Here is a 15,186-nt window from a genome sequence, read left to right as displayed (position 1 = left end):
TGGCGGATTACCCGCACCCGGTGTTGGAGCGGCTATTTGCGTAAAATTTTCGTAATTTTGCCCCACTGTGAGAAATAAGAGCAAGAAGCCGAAATTCGAAATACTCGAAAACATCAGAATCGAGGAAATGGTGGCCGAGGGCAAATGCCTGGCGCGCCACAATAACATGGTGATCTTTGTTGCCGGGGTAGCACCCGGCGACGTGGTAGACCTGCGCATCACCCGCAAGAAGAAAACGTTTTTAGAGGCAGAGGCCGTGGCGTTCCACGAGCTGTCGGAGTTGCGTGTGCAGCCTTTCTGCGAGCACTTTGGCACCTGTGGCGGCTGCAAATGGCAGCACATCGGTTACGATACCCAGCTATACTACAAGCAGAAGCAGGTGAAGGACAACCTGGAGCGCATCGGTAAGGTGCCACTCCCCGAGTTCGACCCTATTCTTGGATCAGCCAAGACCCGCTACTACCGCAACAAGTTGGAGTATACTTTCTCTAACAACGGCTGGCTGACCAAAGAGCAGATTAACTCTAGCGAGGAGTTTGACCGCAATGCGCTGGGCTTTCACATCCCCGGCCGCTTTGACAAAATTCTCGACATCAAGCATTGTTACCTGCAGCCAGATCCATCCAATGCCATCCGCCTGGAGGTAAAGCGCTACGCCCGTGAACATAGCCTGCCTTTCATTGATCTTGTGAAGCACGTGGGCTACATGCGCAACCTGATCATACGCACTGCCAACACAGGCGAAGTAATGGTGATCGTGCAGGTGTTTGAGGACAAGCCGGAAGAGATGGAGGCGCTGATGCAGCACCTGGCTACCACTTTTCCGGAAATCACTTCGCTACAGTATGTGGTCAACTCCAAAGGCAACGAGACGTTCCATGACCTCGAGGTGGTGTGCTACAAGGGGCTGCCCTACATTCACGAAGACATGGAAGGCATCAAGTTCCGCGTGGGGCCAAAGTCGTTTTACCAGACCAATGCCGACCAGGCGTACGAGCTCTACAAAAAGACACGCGAACTGGCCAACCTAACAGGAAACGAACTGGTGTACGACCTTTATACCGGTGCCGGCACCATCGCCAACTTTGTGGCGCACCAGTGCCGCGAAGTGATCGGAATTGAGTATGTGCCAAGCGCCATCGAGGATGCTAAGATTAACTCCCAGATCAACAATATCACCAACACCACCTTTTACGCCGGTGATATGAAGGATATACTTTCTGATGAGCTGATTGCGCGCCACGGACGGCCGGATGTAGTGATTACCGACCCGCCACGCGCTGGCATGCATGAGGATGTGGTGCAGAAACTGCTGCAGGTGCACCCGAACCGCATTGTGTACGTAAGCTGTAACCCGGCCACTCAGGCCCGCGACGTGGAGTGGCTATCCGCCAAGTATGACGTAAGCCGTGTGCAGCCCGTGGACATGTTCCCGCAGACGCACCATGTAGAAAATATTATATTGTTAACAGCTAGATAAAAGACGCAAGTATCAAGACGCAAGACACAGGACTATCCACATGTAGTAGTTTAAAGTTGACTTTTGATAAGGCTTTCATGAAGCTAATAAAGTCAAACTAATTACACAGAAAGAAAAAGTCTTGTGTCTTGTGTCGTGATACTTGTGTCCAAAAAAATATGGAAAACGATCCGGAACTGAATGGCAAATACCTCGGCACGATCTCAAAGGACTTTGTGGTGGTGGCCGAAACGCTGAAAGAGGCATCGTACCAGGTGCGCAAGCGTAAGATATCTGATTACCCGATTTTCGTGTTCAGCCGCACACAGTTGCCCGTTGGCTCCGTGTTCCTGGCCAAAGAGGAGGCAGCGCTGGAGTGGCACATCAACGCCTCGTACCTCGAGGATTTCATGAGCCGAAATCTTATTGTGGAGGAGAAGGAGGAAGAGTTCAAAGCCGCTTACAAAGACCCGGACGAGTTCTGCTGCCTCTTCGTGGTAGACGGCAATTTCCAGAACTTCGTGTTCATTCCGTTTCCGGAAGATTGATTTTTGGGACACAAGACGTAAGACACAAGATTTTAGACTAAAACAAAAGGGAGGCTTAAGGCCTCCCTTTTGTTTTACATACTATCTAAAGAAAAGTCTTGTGTCTTGTGTCCTGATACTTGTGTCTAAGACGCTCTGCGTCTTAAAAGTGGCTCCAGCCCTGAGCTTTCAGCGGGAATACCTGGCCTGATTTGGTAGCGAGGTTCACACCGTCGCTTTCGTCGGTGATGCTGCCGATGATGGTGATGTCGGGGTGGTTCTTCAGCTCCTCGTAAGCTGCGAGTGGCACGGTGAAGAGCAGCTCGTAGTCTTCGCCACCGTTCATAATGCAGGTGAGCGGGTCCATGTTAAACTCCACTGCTGTTTCGAGCATCTGGCTGTCAGCGGGGAGGTTGTCTTTATACACTACGGCTCCTACTTTTGATTGGCTGCAGATATGGAATAGCTCTGAAGCCAGTCCGTCTGAAATATCGATCATGGCGGTTGGCTTAATGCCGCGCTCGCGCAGATCATAAATCACGTCCATCCGCGCCTCCGGGCGCAGCTGACGTCCCACGATGTATTGCTTGTCGTCCAGTTCGGGCTGCATGTCCGGGTTCGCGATGAAGGCCTGCTTCTCGCGCTCCAGAATTTGCAGGCCCATGTAAGCTGCTCCCAAGTCACCGGTCACGCAGATCAGATCGTTTAACTTAGCGCCGCTGCGATACACGACCTGGTCTGCGGTGGTTTCGCCGATGGCGGTAATGCTGATGATCAAGCCCGAGTTAGAAGACGTAGTATCGCCGCCCACCAGGTCCACTTTGTAGCTTTCGCAGGCCAGCCGGATACCTTCATAAAGCTCTTCCACGGCCTCCACCGTAAAGCGCGCACCAACAGCAATGTTCACTGTGATTTGTGTCGGGGTAGCGTTCATGGCCGCAATATCAGAAACATTCACGGCCACGGCTTTGTAGCCCAGGTGCTTCAGTGGACAGAAGGTCAGGTCGAAATGCACGCCCTCCAGCAGCATGTCCGATGACACGACCAACTGCTTTTGCTTCGGCTCCAGCACAGCTGCATCGTCGCCAATGCCTTTGATGGTGGAACCGTGGCGCAATTCAATTTTCTCCTTGATCATCCGGATCAGCCCGAACTCTCCTACTTTGTTCAATGGGGTATAGTCACTCATGTCTGTTTCTCTTTTGGATGTGCAAAGATACGAATTTCGTAAGATGATGGTGGGGTGGTGGGGATGAAGCTGCTATTCACAATTGGTTAACCCACCCCTGCCCCTCCGAGGAGGGGCATTTTAAGCATGATTTGGATTCCCTCGCCCCTTGGGCAGAGAGCTAGGGGGCATGAATAGCCGCTGCTATAGTTGTTCTAGCTATAATTGTTCTAGCCATACTTGCATAGCCTCCACTTACCACAACCTCAACCAAGTTATCCTTCCTAGCTACTGCTGATCCTCCAGTTCCCAAACACCTACTGTTCCACTTCCTGCTTTGGTGCGCTCACGGCCGCGAGGCCCCGTCCTCGGATTTCGCGCCGGGACCTTTTCTTTGCTCGCTCGCGCATCGCAATCCCGCTCCCGCGGGACCGAAAAACTCCAAAGGCGCTCTTTTTCGAGGGCCCCTACCCCCACCCAAGGACTGGAATCAGTTCAACTAGCCACAACTTATGCTATGCAACTTATGCCAAGTCCCCCTTTGAAGGGGGTAGGGGGATGTTTTCACTACTGCGGAGTATTCCCCTCCTCGGAGGGGCTGGGGTGGGTATTACACTCCCACTCAAAACTCCACAACAAATGCTCCGGAGTCCGCTACATCAAAGTATGAAATGCCCAATGTATCGAGCTGCTGGTGCAGGCGCTTGCGGTACCAGGTAGCATTGGAGGCATCCAATATAACTTTACCGGCTTTATATGCCTGCAGCTGCTCAGGCCAAACGCGGATGTTCTGACGCAAGAGAAGGTAATCTACTTCAAAGCCTGCCTTCGGGTGCAGCTTGGGAGGACGAGAAAGTATAAGCCAGCGCTTGCCCTGCCACACCAGCAGTTGGTTGCTGTCAGGCAGCGTGACAAGCGGCGCTGTACCCGGGGCAGCATCCACAAAGGAAACGATATTTGCCTGCTGCACCCCCAACTGCCACAGGTGCGGCTGCACGTTGAAGGTGTAATTACTTTTGTTGTGGCGTAAGGCGGAATCAGCCAGCAGCACCGCTTGTTGCCCCTGTACTAAACCGACACCTGTACTGCCGCGCACACTGTAGACGACCAGCTGCTTCTGTCTTTGCTGCCGCTGCGCCTCCGTTATCTCCTGCACCACAAGTATGGCTACTAGCCCCACGGCTATACTTAGGTAGCGGAGCTTTTTAATCGCCAGGAAAAGGATAAAGGCAAGCAGCAACGCGTACAGCAACACCGCCTGCAGTAGCGTAATGTCGATGCCGTTGACGAGCGCCTGCGGCCAGCGCTGCACCCACAGGTTGAAGTCGTTCATGAGGTAGGTGAGCACCAGGTGCAGGTCGAAAAGCCAGTTGCTGACCACCGGCACCCAACTGAACAGCAAAGCCACCACACCCGAGTAGAGCACCAGCGTTGCCAGCGGCACTACCACAATGTTTGCCAGCCAGAAGTACATCGGGAACTGGTGGAAGTAGTACAGCCCCAGCGGCAAGGTAGCCAGCTGCGCCGCCACCGACACCGTAAAATAGGCCCAGACAAAATCGAGCAGCCAGTTATCGACCTCCAGCAGCTTGTAAAGCCGCGGCTGCAGGTACACGATGCCCAGCACCGCCAGGAACGACAGCTGAAAGCCCACCTCCAGCAGGTTGTACGGGTTGTAAAACAGTAGTGCCCCCGCCGCAAAGGCCACCGTGTTGTAGATGACCGTACGCCGCCGCAGGGCCAGTCCTATTGTTACCAAACTAAACATGAGCACCGCCCGCAGCACCGAAGGCGACAGGCCGGTGATGAAGGCGTACAGCCACAGCACCGCCAGTACCAGTATAGCCCCGAGCCAGCGCTGCCGCGCCGTGCTGTTCATCCGGGCAAGCACTACCATCAGCAAGGTATAGATCAGGCCCACGTGCAGCCCCGACACCGCCAGCACGTGCATGGTGCCCGTATCGGCGTAGGCCTGGCGGATGCTGTTGTCCAGTTCGTCCTTCACCCCAAGTATAAGTGCCGAGGCAATCATGTACTCCCGCTTCTCCCCTATCCGCTCGCGCAGCACCTCGTCGAGGTTGCGGCGCAGCTGTATGCTGTAGGATAAAATGAGGTTGTTTGGTTCGTGGCCGAGCTTCTGGTACTGGAAAGACTGCAGGTAATGGCGGTAGTGGATTCCTTTGTTGGCGAGATAATTCCGATAGTCGAACTGATTGGGGTTGAGCGGTGGTGTTACCTCCTGCGGCGCGCCTTTTACCAGCAGCACATCGCCATACTTCAGTTCATACTTCGCCTCCGAGTCGTGCGGCACCGACAGCTGCACCTTGCCACTGGCCTTTTGCCAGGCACCGTTTACCTGCACCTGCGTTACCTCCAGCACCGTGCTTTGGTAGCCGGGTTTTTGCAGCACATAATCGTCCACTACGCCGATGTAGAAGGCAGGTGCAGCAGAAAGATGAGCAAGGTGATTGGGCTGGTAAATTTCGGTGCGCTGCTGCGTGATCACGAAACCAAGTATAGCGAAAGTGAGCAAGGCAAGTATACCGGCCACATCATAGGCAAAGGCAGTTCTGTACTTTTTCGCAAGTATGGCGGCAAGTATAAACAGGGCAAAGAAGAAGGCAAGCAGTCCGGGGCCTATTCCTTCTTGCCTGCCTATTAACAGATACAGCAGAACGCCAAGTATAAAACTCAGCGTGACGCGCACAATTGGATATGGCGCCCACCGTAGCATCAGCCTCTGTAAGTCATTTTATAGTGCTGAATGTCGCACTCGCTGAACATCTCGCCCTCCGGCGCAAAGCCGTGGCGTTTGTAAAAATTAACAGCCGGTAATTGGGCATGCAGGTAAATCTTTTGCTGCGGCTGCTCGGCCTGTACATCCTCCAGCACCGCCTCCAGCACCTTCGCCCCTACGTTCTTGTTCCGGTATTCGGGCAGCACTGCAAAGCGCTCCAGCTTTACGCCGTTCTCTGTTTTGCGCCAGCGCGCTGCTCCGCACGGAACGCCATCATACGTAGCCAGGTAATGCCTTGCCGTTGGCTCGTGCTGGTCTAGTTCGGCGTCGCGGGGCACATTCTGCTCCTGCACAAACACCTTTTCCCGAATGGCAAAGGCAGCCTGCAAATCCTGCTCGTCCTGTATGCGTTTGAGTTGAATCATTCCTGTAAAGTATAAATAAGTAGAGACGCTGTTACGCGCCTCTACCTGCTTCTCGATATGTCTTAAATCAACCTGCTGTTATCCTTCCGGGTTGGCAGCTTTCGTGCTTTTGGCAGGCGCTCTTCTGCGGTCTACGGCTGGTTGCTTGGTTCCGGCACCGTCTTCGGCTGCCTTGGCCTCCTCGCGGGCCGCTTTACGCGCGTCCTCCACTTTGTCGTAGGCTTTGATGATGTCGCGCACCAGTCTGTGGCGCACCACGTCCTCGGCACTCATCTCCACGAAGCCAATGCCTTTCACACCCTTGAGTATGTTCAGCGCCTCGGTTAAACCAGAGCGTTGGTTGCGCGGCAAATCCACCTGCGACCAGTCACCGTTCACCATCAGCTTGGCCGTCGGGCCCATACGCGTCAGGAACATTTTCATTTGGGCGGGCGTGGTGTTCTGCGCCTCGTCCAGCAGCACAAAGGCGTTGTTCAGCGTGCGGCCGCGCATATAGGCCAGCGGCGCTATCTCAATGATCTTGTTGTCCTGGTAGTACTTCAGCTTTTCCACCGGAATCATATCTTCCAGCGCGTCGTAGATCGGGCGCAGGTACGGGTCCACCTTGTCCTTCATGTCGCCGGGCAGAAAGCCGAGGCTCTCGCCTGCCTCTACCACCGGTCTGGAGATGATGATCTTTCGGACCTCCTTGTTCTTTAGCGCACGCACAGCAAGCGCTACCGACACATAGGTTTTACCGGTACCGGCAGGTCCGATGGCAAACACCAGGTCGTTGTTCTCCACCGCATCCACCAGCTTTTGCTGGTTCGGTGTTTTGGCCTTGATGATGCCGCCTTTGCTACCATACACGATCACATCCGGAGAGGTAACGATCACGTCTTCCTCCGTAATGGAGTCGGCAGAAAGGTATCTATTTACGCTGTTATGCGTAATCTTCCCAAACTTGTGGTAATGGTCTATGAGTGATGAAAGGATTTCGTGGATCTTGGTGATCTCGGGCGTCTGGCCCTGAATCATGATCTCATTTCCCCTGGAAATGATTTTGCTGCTCGGGAATGCGGCAGCCAGCTGTTTTATGTTCTGATTCTCTGTCCCCAGAAAATCGATCAGAGAAACATTCTCTAGCGTTATTACTTTCTCAACCAAATGATTACCCTCGTATATAGTAGGTTAAAAATATTTTATTTACCTTAACTAAAATCTATATATTGATACAAATCTACTCAAATTATAGTTCGTAGTATGGCTGTAATTACGTTTCTGTCTGATTTTGGATATAGCGACCATTACGTGGCTGCTGTAAAGGCCAAAATCATCTCGCTAGACCCACAACTCACTGTTGTAGACATCTCGCACGCCATTGAGCCTTACAACATCGCGCACGCCGAGTATGTTTTCGGCTCCGTGTTCCAGGACTTCCCGGTTGGCACGGTGCATTTGATTGCTGTAGATACCCACGGCAATAAACAAGGCAAATTTCATGCGGCAAAGTATAAGGGCCATTATTTTTTAATGGCTGATAACGGCCTGCTCTCCCTGCTTACTGAGGGGCAGCCCGAACAGGTGGTGGAGCTCAAAACCGACCACCCGCTGATGCCCTCTCCCACCAGGGATCTGCTGGCGCCCGTGGCCGTGTACCTGGCCAAAGGCGGCGAGCTGGATGTGCTCGGCGAGAGCACCAGCAATTTCGTGCGGCTCATGAACCGCCAGCTGCGCCTCGGCGACCACGCCATTACCGGCCACGTCATTCACGTGGACCGCTACGGCAACCTGATCACCAACATCACCCGCGACAGCATTGAGACCATTGCGCATGGCCGTACGTTCACCATCCACTTTGGCCGTGAAACGGTGGGGCGCATTTTCCCGAACTTCAACCAGATAGACGACGGCGACTGCTGCTGTGCCTACAACAGCCAGGGGCAGCTCTCCATCGGCATCAACAAGGGCCATGCCGCCGAGCTGCTGGGCCTGGGTTTCGACTCGCAGGTGAACGTGCGCTTTTACCCGGGGAGTTAGGTTAATTCTGAATTTTGAATGACTGAATAACCGAATAAAGTAAGTATGAGGAGGCACAATCCGAAGCTGGCTACCTTTGTTCACCTGATGACGGTGCTGGTGCTGCTGCTGAAAGGCACAGACAAGCTTACGCACGAGTACTGGCTATCGGGAAGTATACTGGTGCTGCTCGGGCTGCTGGTGCTGGCGCTCGTTGTGCTGGAGAAACGGCTGCACTTAAACCACCACAACGTGCGGCAGACCTGTTTGCTCATCGAGTCTTTTGCCTTGTTTGTGATGGCCCTGGTGTTTTACCAGGAGGGCAGGCAGTACCTGCAATACGTGTTTGGTGCCTGCGCCCTCACCTACCTGGCCGTTGCCATTGTGGAGTATAGAAAGCACAAGGCAACAGGTCACTGATTTTTTTAAACAACATCAACCCGCTACGCATGATCATTCGCATTGTCAGAATGACTTTTCTGCCGGAGAAAACCGGTGAATTCCTGGAGATCTTCCGCAGCTCAAAAGATAAGATACGCGCCTTCGACGGCTGCCAGCACGTGGAGCTGTTGCAGGACGTGAACCAGCCCAACGTGTACAGCACCTACAGCCACTGGCAATCCGAAACGCACCTGAACGCCTACCGCGATTCAGAATTATTCGGGCAAGTATGGCCGGCTACTAAAAAGCTGTTCTCAGATAAACCACAAGCCTGGTCGCTGCAGCAGGTGGAAGTTTGAATTTTGAATGAGTGATTGAGTGGATGAGTGAATAATTAAATAGTGTCAATTCTTTCCTTGTCATTTCCACTCCACTAGTGTCATCTCGACGAAAGGAGAGATCTATTCAGGATTTCGAATAGTTTACCCAGAGCTACGCTCGCTCTCTTCGGCTCGCGCCTCAGGAGTGCTCGAAATGACAACAGTAAGTGGCTACAGCCTGAAGACCTCGCAGCGTGCGCAGCTCCTGCGAGCGTCTGGCCGGATGCAGGCTTAACTTAAAGCAACCCAAAACCTGCTTAGAAATTAACCCACCCCTACCCCTCCGAGGAGGGGAATTTCACTTCAATACTTACGCTGGCGCAAGTATTTATACTTGTGTCTTTTAATGATGTCGGGTTTGTAACCCGACGGGCTCGCAGAGACCAACAAGTGCAACTGCCTAAGTTTGAAAGCCAGCGTATGCCCCTCACCCTAGCCCTCTCCCCAAGGGGCGAGGGGATTTCATTCATGCTGAAAATTCCTTTATTCAATCATTCAAAACTCAGTTATTCAAAATTAACTTACCGGCTTGGTTTGATGATGCCCAGGTCGAGGGCTTTGACGATCATTTCGGCGGGAGACTTAATCTGTAGTTTGCGCAGGATGTTTTTGCGGTGGGAGTTGATGGTGTGGTGGCTCAGGAAGAGCGTGTCGGCTATCTCCATGGTGGATTTGCCTTCGGCGATAAGCTGGATGATCTCGGTTTCGCGGGCTGAAAGTGGGTGCAGCACCTGCGGTGTGTCGTTTTTGGCGAACACCGACTCCAGCACATGGCTGCACATGGAGCGCTCGCCACGGGCCGTGGCCTGCACGGCATATAGGATCTCCTGCTCCCCGCACAGCTTCAGCACATAGCCGGTGGCACCTGCCTCCAATGCCCCCAGCACTGTTTCCTTGCTGCAGTCGTCTGTAATAATGAGCAGGTGCGTGTTTGGGCTAAGCGCTGTTAAGGATCGCATTTTGGAGACCTCCAGCAGGCCCGGCTGGTTACAATCCAGCAACACAACGTTTGGCTGGTGCTGCTGCACCAGTTGCATCAGCTCCGCCTCACTTTCGGCCTCTGCCACCACCTCCAGCCCCTGCTGCTCCAGCAGTACGGAAAGGCCCTTCCTGATGAGCAGGTTGGCATCGGCTACAAGCACGCGGATGGGAGACATAGGGCAGTTAATGTTTAAACGTAGTTTCAGAACAAAGTTATTTAGAAAAAATCTAAATAGAAAGTCTTATTTCAATACAAAATTGTGCGCTGCTGCCGAGCTTAAAACTTTAGTGGGGCACTTTCTGTACCTTTGTAGAGCAATGCCTACTTAAAACCAAAGTATAAATGAGCAACTACTTCGAATTCTATAATATACCCGAAAGCTTCCTGCTGGACGAGAAAGCCCTGAAAAACACTTACTATAAATTGAGCCGGGAGTACCACCCCGATTTTTTCGCCAACGAGCCCCAGGAAAAGCAGCAGGAGATTCTGCAACTATCCACCCAGAACACCAACGCCTACCGCACCCTCTCCGATCCGGACCTGCGCATGCAGTACATCCTGAAGGAGCACGGGCTGCTGGAGGAAGGCGGCAAAAACGAACTCCCCTCCGATTTCCTGATGGAGATGATGGAGCTGAACGAGGAGCTGATGGAGCTGGAGTTTGACATGGATGCGGACAAACTGCACGAGATCGGCGAGAAAACCACCGGCGTAACGGCACAATTAGATAACGATGTGCTGCCCGTTTTGCAGCGATACCCTGAGCTCCATGGCGTTACAAAAGAAGAGGCGCTGAAGGAGGTAAAAACTTACTACCTGAAGAAGAAATACCTGTTGCGCATTCAAGAAAGTTTATCTAAGTTTGCAACTCGTTCCTGACAGGGGAACATGCCCGGATGGCGGAATTGGTAGACGCGTTGGTCTCAAACACCAATGAGGTTACACTCGTGCCGGTTCGACTCCGGCTCCGGGTACATTAACAACATAAAAAGCCTTGTAAGTTAATAACTTACAAGGCTTTTTTGTTTTCAGGGGATGGTAAAATACACTTATATGAATGAGGAATAGCTTTTACCAATTTCGATAAGGAATATCCGAGGGAGTTACCCTTCCTGACAATTCACTTCTAAACAGTTGACAGGCATTAACAGCCAAATCCATGTGCGGTGTTGGGCCTACAACTATTTCACCAACTTGAACAGGAGGTAAATTTCCTTGAGCATCTTTTTCTATTAATGTTATTTCCAAATATGGCACAATGAAGCCTTTACCTTCTCTGAACCTAGTTAAATGCTTATACTGCTGGATATTGCTAAAAGCAACAATACGCCATTCTTCCTCATCTTTAAAAGCATGATGCTTGATAAATGGGGCGTAAGTGACTATCCTTTCAAGGATACCCTGCAACGTTTCATATCTACCTCTACCTCTGGTTTCTGCGCGCTGAAGTTCATCCTCAGACCACCTAGTGTCATTCATATACCAAAGGAATGTGGCAAGATCCTGATGTATAATCACCTCACTCACTAGTACTTCATATTCGTCATCAGTGTATAAGCATTTACCAATGTATAAACTATGCTTTTTAATCATTTGGGAAAGCTGCGAATATTCATAGTTTCCTTCATCATAGAATGAAATAGCATACCCACCACGAGGGCAATAACCTCTCCATTGGCTTAGTGAGTCCTTACGCTGAGAGAGCGAAAATGAAAATGCTCCCACTTCTTTATTTAAATTTGCCAAATCAATATATGCTTCAACCCCATGGCTACGGGCGTAAATTGTAGATGTAAATGAATTTTCTGAAACAATTTCTATGTCTACTTCATACAGTTTAAGCTTTTCCTTGATACAATTCAGTGCCCATGTATACTCAGAAGTATCGTTCATGTACAGAAGATTAGTTAACCATAATGCACCATTCTGAGTCATGCCAAACATACCTGCCGGGGAGGTATAATGGTAGAGTGGAGGGATTGATACTTCCGGAGGAACAGTTTTATAGTAAACTTGCATATAAAATAATTCAAGCGTGAATTTTAAAACTCAGCGAGTCCTTCAATAGACTCAGCTCAAACTTATTCATTTCTAGAGGTAAACTTATATAGTTAACTTAAAATTATTCATGGCGCAAGCGTCCGCTTGTGACTTGCTTTGCAAAAAGCAAAAATTACATTCCCCACATTTCCCTTACCTAGCCCTGTAGCCAAAGCTGTTGGAGCACAAGCGGACGCTTGCGCTAGAGTTAGTATTGTTTTTAGAGTTGATATTTGTTGAAGCGAACTGAACCCGCTCGTAGCCAGTGCAGTATTTATAGCCGAACAGCAACTGTAGTTTATGAGCAGGAAGTATAAATTCAGGGACAACGACAAGTTATACTTCGTGAGCTTTTCGGTAGTATACTGGCTTGATGTGTTCATCCGCGACGAATACCGATTGGTGCTGCTCGATAGCCTGAGGTACTGCATGGTAAATAAGGGGCTGGAGGTGTACGGCTACTGCATCATGACGAGCCATGTGCACCTGGTTGTGGGTAGCCAGCAAGAGCCGTTACAGGATATTATGCGTGACCTGAAAAGCCATACTTCAAATCAACTTAAAAAGGCAATAAACGAAAACCCGCAGGAGAGCAGGAAGGAGTGGTTGCTGTGGCTCATGGAGCGGGCGGGCAAGAAGAACGGGAACAACAAGGGTTTTCAGTTCTGGCAGCAGCACAACCACCCGATAGAACTGCATAACAACGCATTACTCCAGCAGAAGCTGGACTATATTCATCAGAATCCGGTAGAAGCAGGCTTTGTGAGCAGCCCTGAAGATTTTACCTACAGTAGCGCACGCGACTATGCCGGAGAAAAAGGGCTGCTGGACATCATGTTAATTGAATAAGCCCAGCGCCACAACTATTCCTGGCGCAAGCGTCTGCGTGTGCCAAAATCAACCTGCTTTAACAGGAACAGCTATGGCCTAGGTATAAACTTGTCAGGATACTTTGCTTGGGAACGCACATAGCTGTTGGCAAAGCAAGGCACAAGCGGACGCTTGCGCCAGAATCTTATCTGGACACTCCTCAATCTCCCCTACCCCGGGCTCCACCACATACTAGGCTGAATACCCTTTGTCTTGTACTACAGTTGCATGGCAGAGTTGAAGAATACATGGCGCGGTGCTATATCCTTACACCAGCCTTAAATCTGCTCCACAAAATCTGAAAAGACTTTTTTATGAAGTTCAAGATCCATGTCTGGGGACAATGATACCCGGGCAATGTAATCTTTGTCGGCTTCTTTGGTCGTTCCTTGCGTGGAGGTGGCAGGTATTGTCCAGTAACTTCCCTTTAGCTGTCCATAGCTTACACAGTATTTACTTTCATGAGGGATTTCCCCGATCATCATAGAGATCAACTTATCATTCAGAGCCCGCTTGTAAGCTTCCCTTTCTTCAGCCGTGTTCCCCTTTGTCGGAAGATCCAGCGAAAACACGGATGGCGTAAACCCTTCCTGTGCCAGTTCCTCTGAAACAAAGTTGATTTTCGCCTCCGGCAACGTATCCTTTATGAAGTTTACAAACGCACGCGTATTCCTGTAGGCCGCCTCAATCCGCTGGTTCATGGAAGGCAGTTGTTCTGCCAGTATCTCCATTTGAAGATCGGTCGCCTCGTTATCGCAAAGCGTCAGATGCTTCTCTATCTTTTCCAACAGGGCTTCGGCTTTGGTGTTTGCTACACAGTAGCCGGCTGTAGCTTTTCCGCCACTCGGGAATTTCGATCCGCTAACGTAGGAAACAGCCCTGACCGTGGAGAGTATGCCGTCTTTACTTACAAATTGCACATTCGGGCAGAAGGTCTGGTCCAGAATAAAAACCGGATCAACAGCCACTTCCCCAGTTGCCGTCTTACGCGCTTTGCTCAGCACCTCCCTTAACTTTTCGAGGTCCGGAACTTCGACTCTAGGGTTTGTCGGAATTTCTGCGATAATGTACGGAACAGCATCCTGGCTGGCAATTTTCTCCAGCACCGTGTCTATACTCTGGACCATGTTGTTATCACCGTCAACGAGTAAATCCACCACTTCCACATTGTCCAGAACAGCAGCTATCCGTCTTGCCTGGTCGTTTGTACCACCGTAGCAGTTCGGAGGAACAACAAACCTGATGGCCTTTCCTGTATGATTTTCCAGGGCATCATGAACAAGCCCCATCATAATAGCATATTGAATAGACAGTCCGGAAGAACCAACCAGCGGCTTTGTATTGGTGCCGGTGATCTCCTTGATCAGATTCCGTACCTGTGCTTTGTTTGCTCCGGCGTCACCATTGTCTTGATCAACAGAAGGCTTCTTTAACAGCAGTTGCAAGGCAGCGAAGCAATTGGCCGGCGTCATGGCAATGCTCTCTCTTCTTCTGACATGCTGGATTTCTGAAACGTACCCGTTATTCTGTTCCCCATTTACCAGTATAACACTTCCCAGGTCAGCATGAACACTTACATAGAAGTCAATAGCTGGGGTGAGGGTAGCTTGCCCCACTTCAGCCTCTTGTGAAAAGAAAACGGTGCTTCCGTCAAACGCAGTAAGCTCCTCTAACTTCTCCACGCGCTTAAGTTCAAACTTATACCCATAGACATGCGCCAGTACTTCCGCTTCAAAAAAGTCGGGTAGCTCGCCGGTATAAACAATTCGGGTGTTCTTATGCGTCAGTAAATTTTTCCTTAGAACGGCTAAAACAGGCATCGTCCGGGAGGAGAAACTGATTACATTTTCCGGTTTCAGGTTGTGCAGGCTGGCAATTGCCCACTCCAGCACGGTAGACAAGGGGTGACCCAACCGGATATAATCGAAAGCCGTGGGTAGCGCACTGAGTGCTGCTGTCTCAGCATTACGCGCGGCAAACAAAGCTTCAAACTGCTCCAGGAATTGTGTTTTGGCTAATTGTTCGTTGTAAATATCCAGCCGGTGGGTTGTAAGCCGCAACCAGTCAGCTGGCATGTTTTCTAATACCTCTTCTATATAATTCAGAACCTTACTGTCTTTCATACTATCTGTATTGTGATAAGCCATTCTATTAACAGCTCAAATTTATCAAAAAAATGCTACATCCCATTTGCCATTGCCTGGCATCCTGATGCTCGA

The 15,186-nt window shown here is 50.8% G+C and carries 14 protein-coding genes and 1 tRNA gene; 8 read left to right on the top strand and 7 right to left on the bottom strand.

The features are described 5' to 3' along the window. Window positions 1–67: 67 nt before the first annotated feature. Both rlmD and A0W33_RS13925 read left to right on the top strand, forming a co-directional pair. Window positions 68–1,480, top strand: coding sequence for a 23S rRNA (uracil(1939)-C(5))-methyltransferase RlmD (gene rlmD / locus A0W33_RS13930; protein WP_068838761.1), 1,413 nt, complete (start codon window positions 68–70; stop codon window positions 1,478–1,480). 158 nt (window positions 1,481–1,638) lie between these two features. After that, window positions 1,639–2,007, top strand: a complete 369-nt coding sequence (locus A0W33_RS13925; protein ID WP_068838760.1) for a hypothetical protein — start codon at window positions 1,639–1,641, stop codon at window positions 2,005–2,007. A 142-nt stretch (window positions 2,008–2,149) separates the two neighbouring features. Here A0W33_RS13925 and thiL read toward each other — a convergent pair whose 3' ends face one another. The 4 genes from thiL to A0W33_RS13905 all read right to left on the bottom strand — a co-directional run bounded on the left by thiL (window position 2,150) and on the right by A0W33_RS13905 (window position 7,462). After that, window positions 2,150–3,175 (bottom strand): thiamine-phosphate kinase, encoded by a 1,026-nt coding sequence (gene thiL / locus A0W33_RS13920; protein ID WP_068838759.1) that lies wholly within the window; start codon window positions 3,173–3,175, stop codon window positions 2,150–2,152. Between the two features lie 601 nt (window positions 3,176–3,776). Further along, window positions 3,777–5,888: a ComEC/Rec2 family competence protein gene (locus A0W33_RS13915; RefSeq protein ID WP_082815241.1), complete on the bottom strand. Its 2,112-nt coding sequence runs from the start codon at window positions 5,886–5,888 to the stop codon at window positions 3,777–3,779. Beyond that, entirely contained in the window at window positions 5,888–6,316 is a 429-nt protein-coding gene (locus tag A0W33_RS13910; protein ID WP_068838758.1) for a GNAT family N-acetyltransferase, read from the bottom strand. Before A0W33_RS13910 ends, A0W33_RS13915 begins: the two co-directional genes overlap by 1 nt. Before the next feature lie 78 nt (window positions 6,317–6,394). After that, window positions 6,395–7,462 (bottom strand): PhoH family protein, encoded by a 1,068-nt coding sequence (locus tag A0W33_RS13905; protein WP_068838757.1) that lies wholly within the window; start codon window positions 7,460–7,462, stop codon window positions 6,395–6,397. Between the two features lie 96 nt (window positions 7,463–7,558). On the opposite strand from A0W33_RS13905, the gene A0W33_RS13900 reads away from it, so the two are divergent. The 3 genes from A0W33_RS13900 to A0W33_RS13890 are packed head-to-tail and all read left to right on the top strand — an operon-like array spanning window position 7,559 to window position 9,054. Next, on the top strand, window positions 7,559–8,335 hold the full coding sequence (locus tag A0W33_RS13900; protein WP_068838756.1) for an SAM hydrolase/SAM-dependent halogenase family protein: 777 nt from the start codon (window positions 7,559–7,561) through the stop codon (window positions 8,333–8,335). Window positions 8,336–8,380: 45 nt separating this feature from the next. Further along, window positions 8,381–8,734, top strand: a complete 354-nt coding sequence (locus A0W33_RS13895; protein WP_068838755.1) for a hypothetical protein — start codon at window positions 8,381–8,383, stop codon at window positions 8,732–8,734. A 29-nt stretch (window positions 8,735–8,763) separates the two neighbouring features. Then, on the top strand, window positions 8,764–9,054 hold the full coding sequence (locus A0W33_RS13890; RefSeq protein ID WP_068838754.1) for a putative quinol monooxygenase: 291 nt from the start codon (window positions 8,764–8,766) through the stop codon (window positions 9,052–9,054). 542 nt (window positions 9,055–9,596) lie between these two features. Here the strand turns inward: A0W33_RS13890 and A0W33_RS13885 are convergent. Continuing rightward, window positions 9,597–10,232, bottom strand: a complete 636-nt coding sequence (locus tag A0W33_RS13885; protein ID WP_068838753.1) for a response regulator transcription factor — start codon at window positions 10,230–10,232, stop codon at window positions 9,597–9,599. A gap of 167 nt (window positions 10,233–10,399) precedes the next feature. On the opposite strand from A0W33_RS13885, the gene hscB reads away from it, so the two are divergent. Next, window positions 10,400–10,936, top strand: coding sequence for a Fe-S protein assembly co-chaperone HscB (gene hscB, locus A0W33_RS13880; protein WP_068838752.1), 537 nt, complete (start codon window positions 10,400–10,402; stop codon window positions 10,934–10,936). 11 nt (window positions 10,937–10,947) lie between these two features. After that, window positions 10,948–11,031, top strand: a tRNA-Leu gene (locus tag A0W33_RS13875). Window positions 11,032–11,128: 97 nt separating this feature from the next. On the opposite strand, the gene A0W33_RS13870 is transcribed toward A0W33_RS13875, so the two are convergent. Further along, on the bottom strand, window positions 11,129–11,950 hold the full coding sequence (locus A0W33_RS13870; protein ID WP_172798121.1) for a DUF2971 domain-containing protein: 822 nt from the start codon (window positions 11,948–11,950) through the stop codon (window positions 11,129–11,131). 447 nt (window positions 11,951–12,397) lie between these two features. Between A0W33_RS13870 and A0W33_RS13865 the strand changes: the two genes are divergently transcribed. Further along, window positions 12,398–12,946, top strand: coding sequence for an REP-associated tyrosine transposase (locus A0W33_RS13865; RefSeq protein WP_068838750.1), 549 nt, complete (start codon window positions 12,398–12,400; stop codon window positions 12,944–12,946). 299 nt (window positions 12,947–13,245) lie between these two features. Here A0W33_RS13865 and A0W33_RS13860 read toward each other — a convergent pair whose 3' ends face one another. Then, window positions 13,246–15,090 (bottom strand): PLP-dependent aminotransferase family protein, encoded by a 1,845-nt coding sequence (locus A0W33_RS13860; RefSeq protein WP_068840133.1) that lies wholly within the window; start codon window positions 15,088–15,090, stop codon window positions 13,246–13,248. Window positions 15,091–15,186: the final 96 nt, after the last annotated feature.

Source organism: Pontibacter akesuensis, assembly GCF_001611675.1.
Lineage (GTDB): Bacteria > Bacteroidota > Bacteroidia > Cytophagales > Hymenobacteraceae > Pontibacter > Pontibacter akesuensis.
This window is presented reverse-complemented; position numbering and strand designations above follow the sequence as displayed.

What these genes read in the sequence shown, in the direction of transcription:
- A0W33_RS13925 (WP_068838760.1), top strand. Translation starts at nt 1,639, where the DNA reads ATGGAAAACGATCCGGAACTGAATGGCAAATACCTCGGCACGATCTCA.
- thiL (WP_068838759.1), bottom strand. Translation starts at nt 3,175, where the DNA reads ATGAGTGACTATACCCCATTGAACAAAGTAGGAGAGTTCGGGCTGATC.
- A0W33_RS13915 (WP_082815241.1), bottom strand. Translation starts at nt 5,888, where the DNA reads ATGCTACGGTGGGCGCCATATCCAATTGTGCGCGTCACGCTGAGTTTT.
- A0W33_RS13910 (WP_068838758.1), bottom strand. Translation starts at nt 6,316, where the DNA reads ATGATTCAACTCAAACGCATACAGGACGAGCAGGATTTGCAGGCTGCC.
- A0W33_RS13900 (WP_068838756.1), top strand. Translation starts at nt 7,559, where the DNA reads ATGGCTGTAATTACGTTTCTGTCTGATTTTGGATATAGCGACCATTAC.
- A0W33_RS13895 (WP_068838755.1), top strand. Translation starts at nt 8,381, where the DNA reads ATGAGGAGGCACAATCCGAAGCTGGCTACCTTTGTTCACCTGATGACG.
- A0W33_RS13890 (WP_068838754.1), top strand. Translation starts at nt 8,764, where the DNA reads ATGATCATTCGCATTGTCAGAATGACTTTTCTGCCGGAGAAAACCGGT.
- A0W33_RS13885 (WP_068838753.1), bottom strand. Translation starts at nt 10,232, where the DNA reads ATGTCTCCCATCCGCGTGCTTGTAGCCGATGCCAACCTGCTCATCAGG.
- hscB (WP_068838752.1), top strand. Translation starts at nt 10,400, where the DNA reads ATGAGCAACTACTTCGAATTCTATAATATACCCGAAAGCTTCCTGCTG.
- A0W33_RS13870 (WP_172798121.1), bottom strand. Translation starts at nt 11,950, where the DNA reads ATGAACGATACTTCTGAGTATACATGGGCACTGAATTGTATCAAGGAA.
- A0W33_RS13865 (WP_068838750.1), top strand. Translation starts at nt 12,398, where the DNA reads ATGAGCAGGAAGTATAAATTCAGGGACAACGACAAGTTATACTTCGTG.
- A0W33_RS13860 (WP_068840133.1), bottom strand. Translation starts at nt 15,090, where the DNA reads ATGAAAGACAGTAAGGTTCTGAATTATATAGAAGAGGTATTAGAAAAC.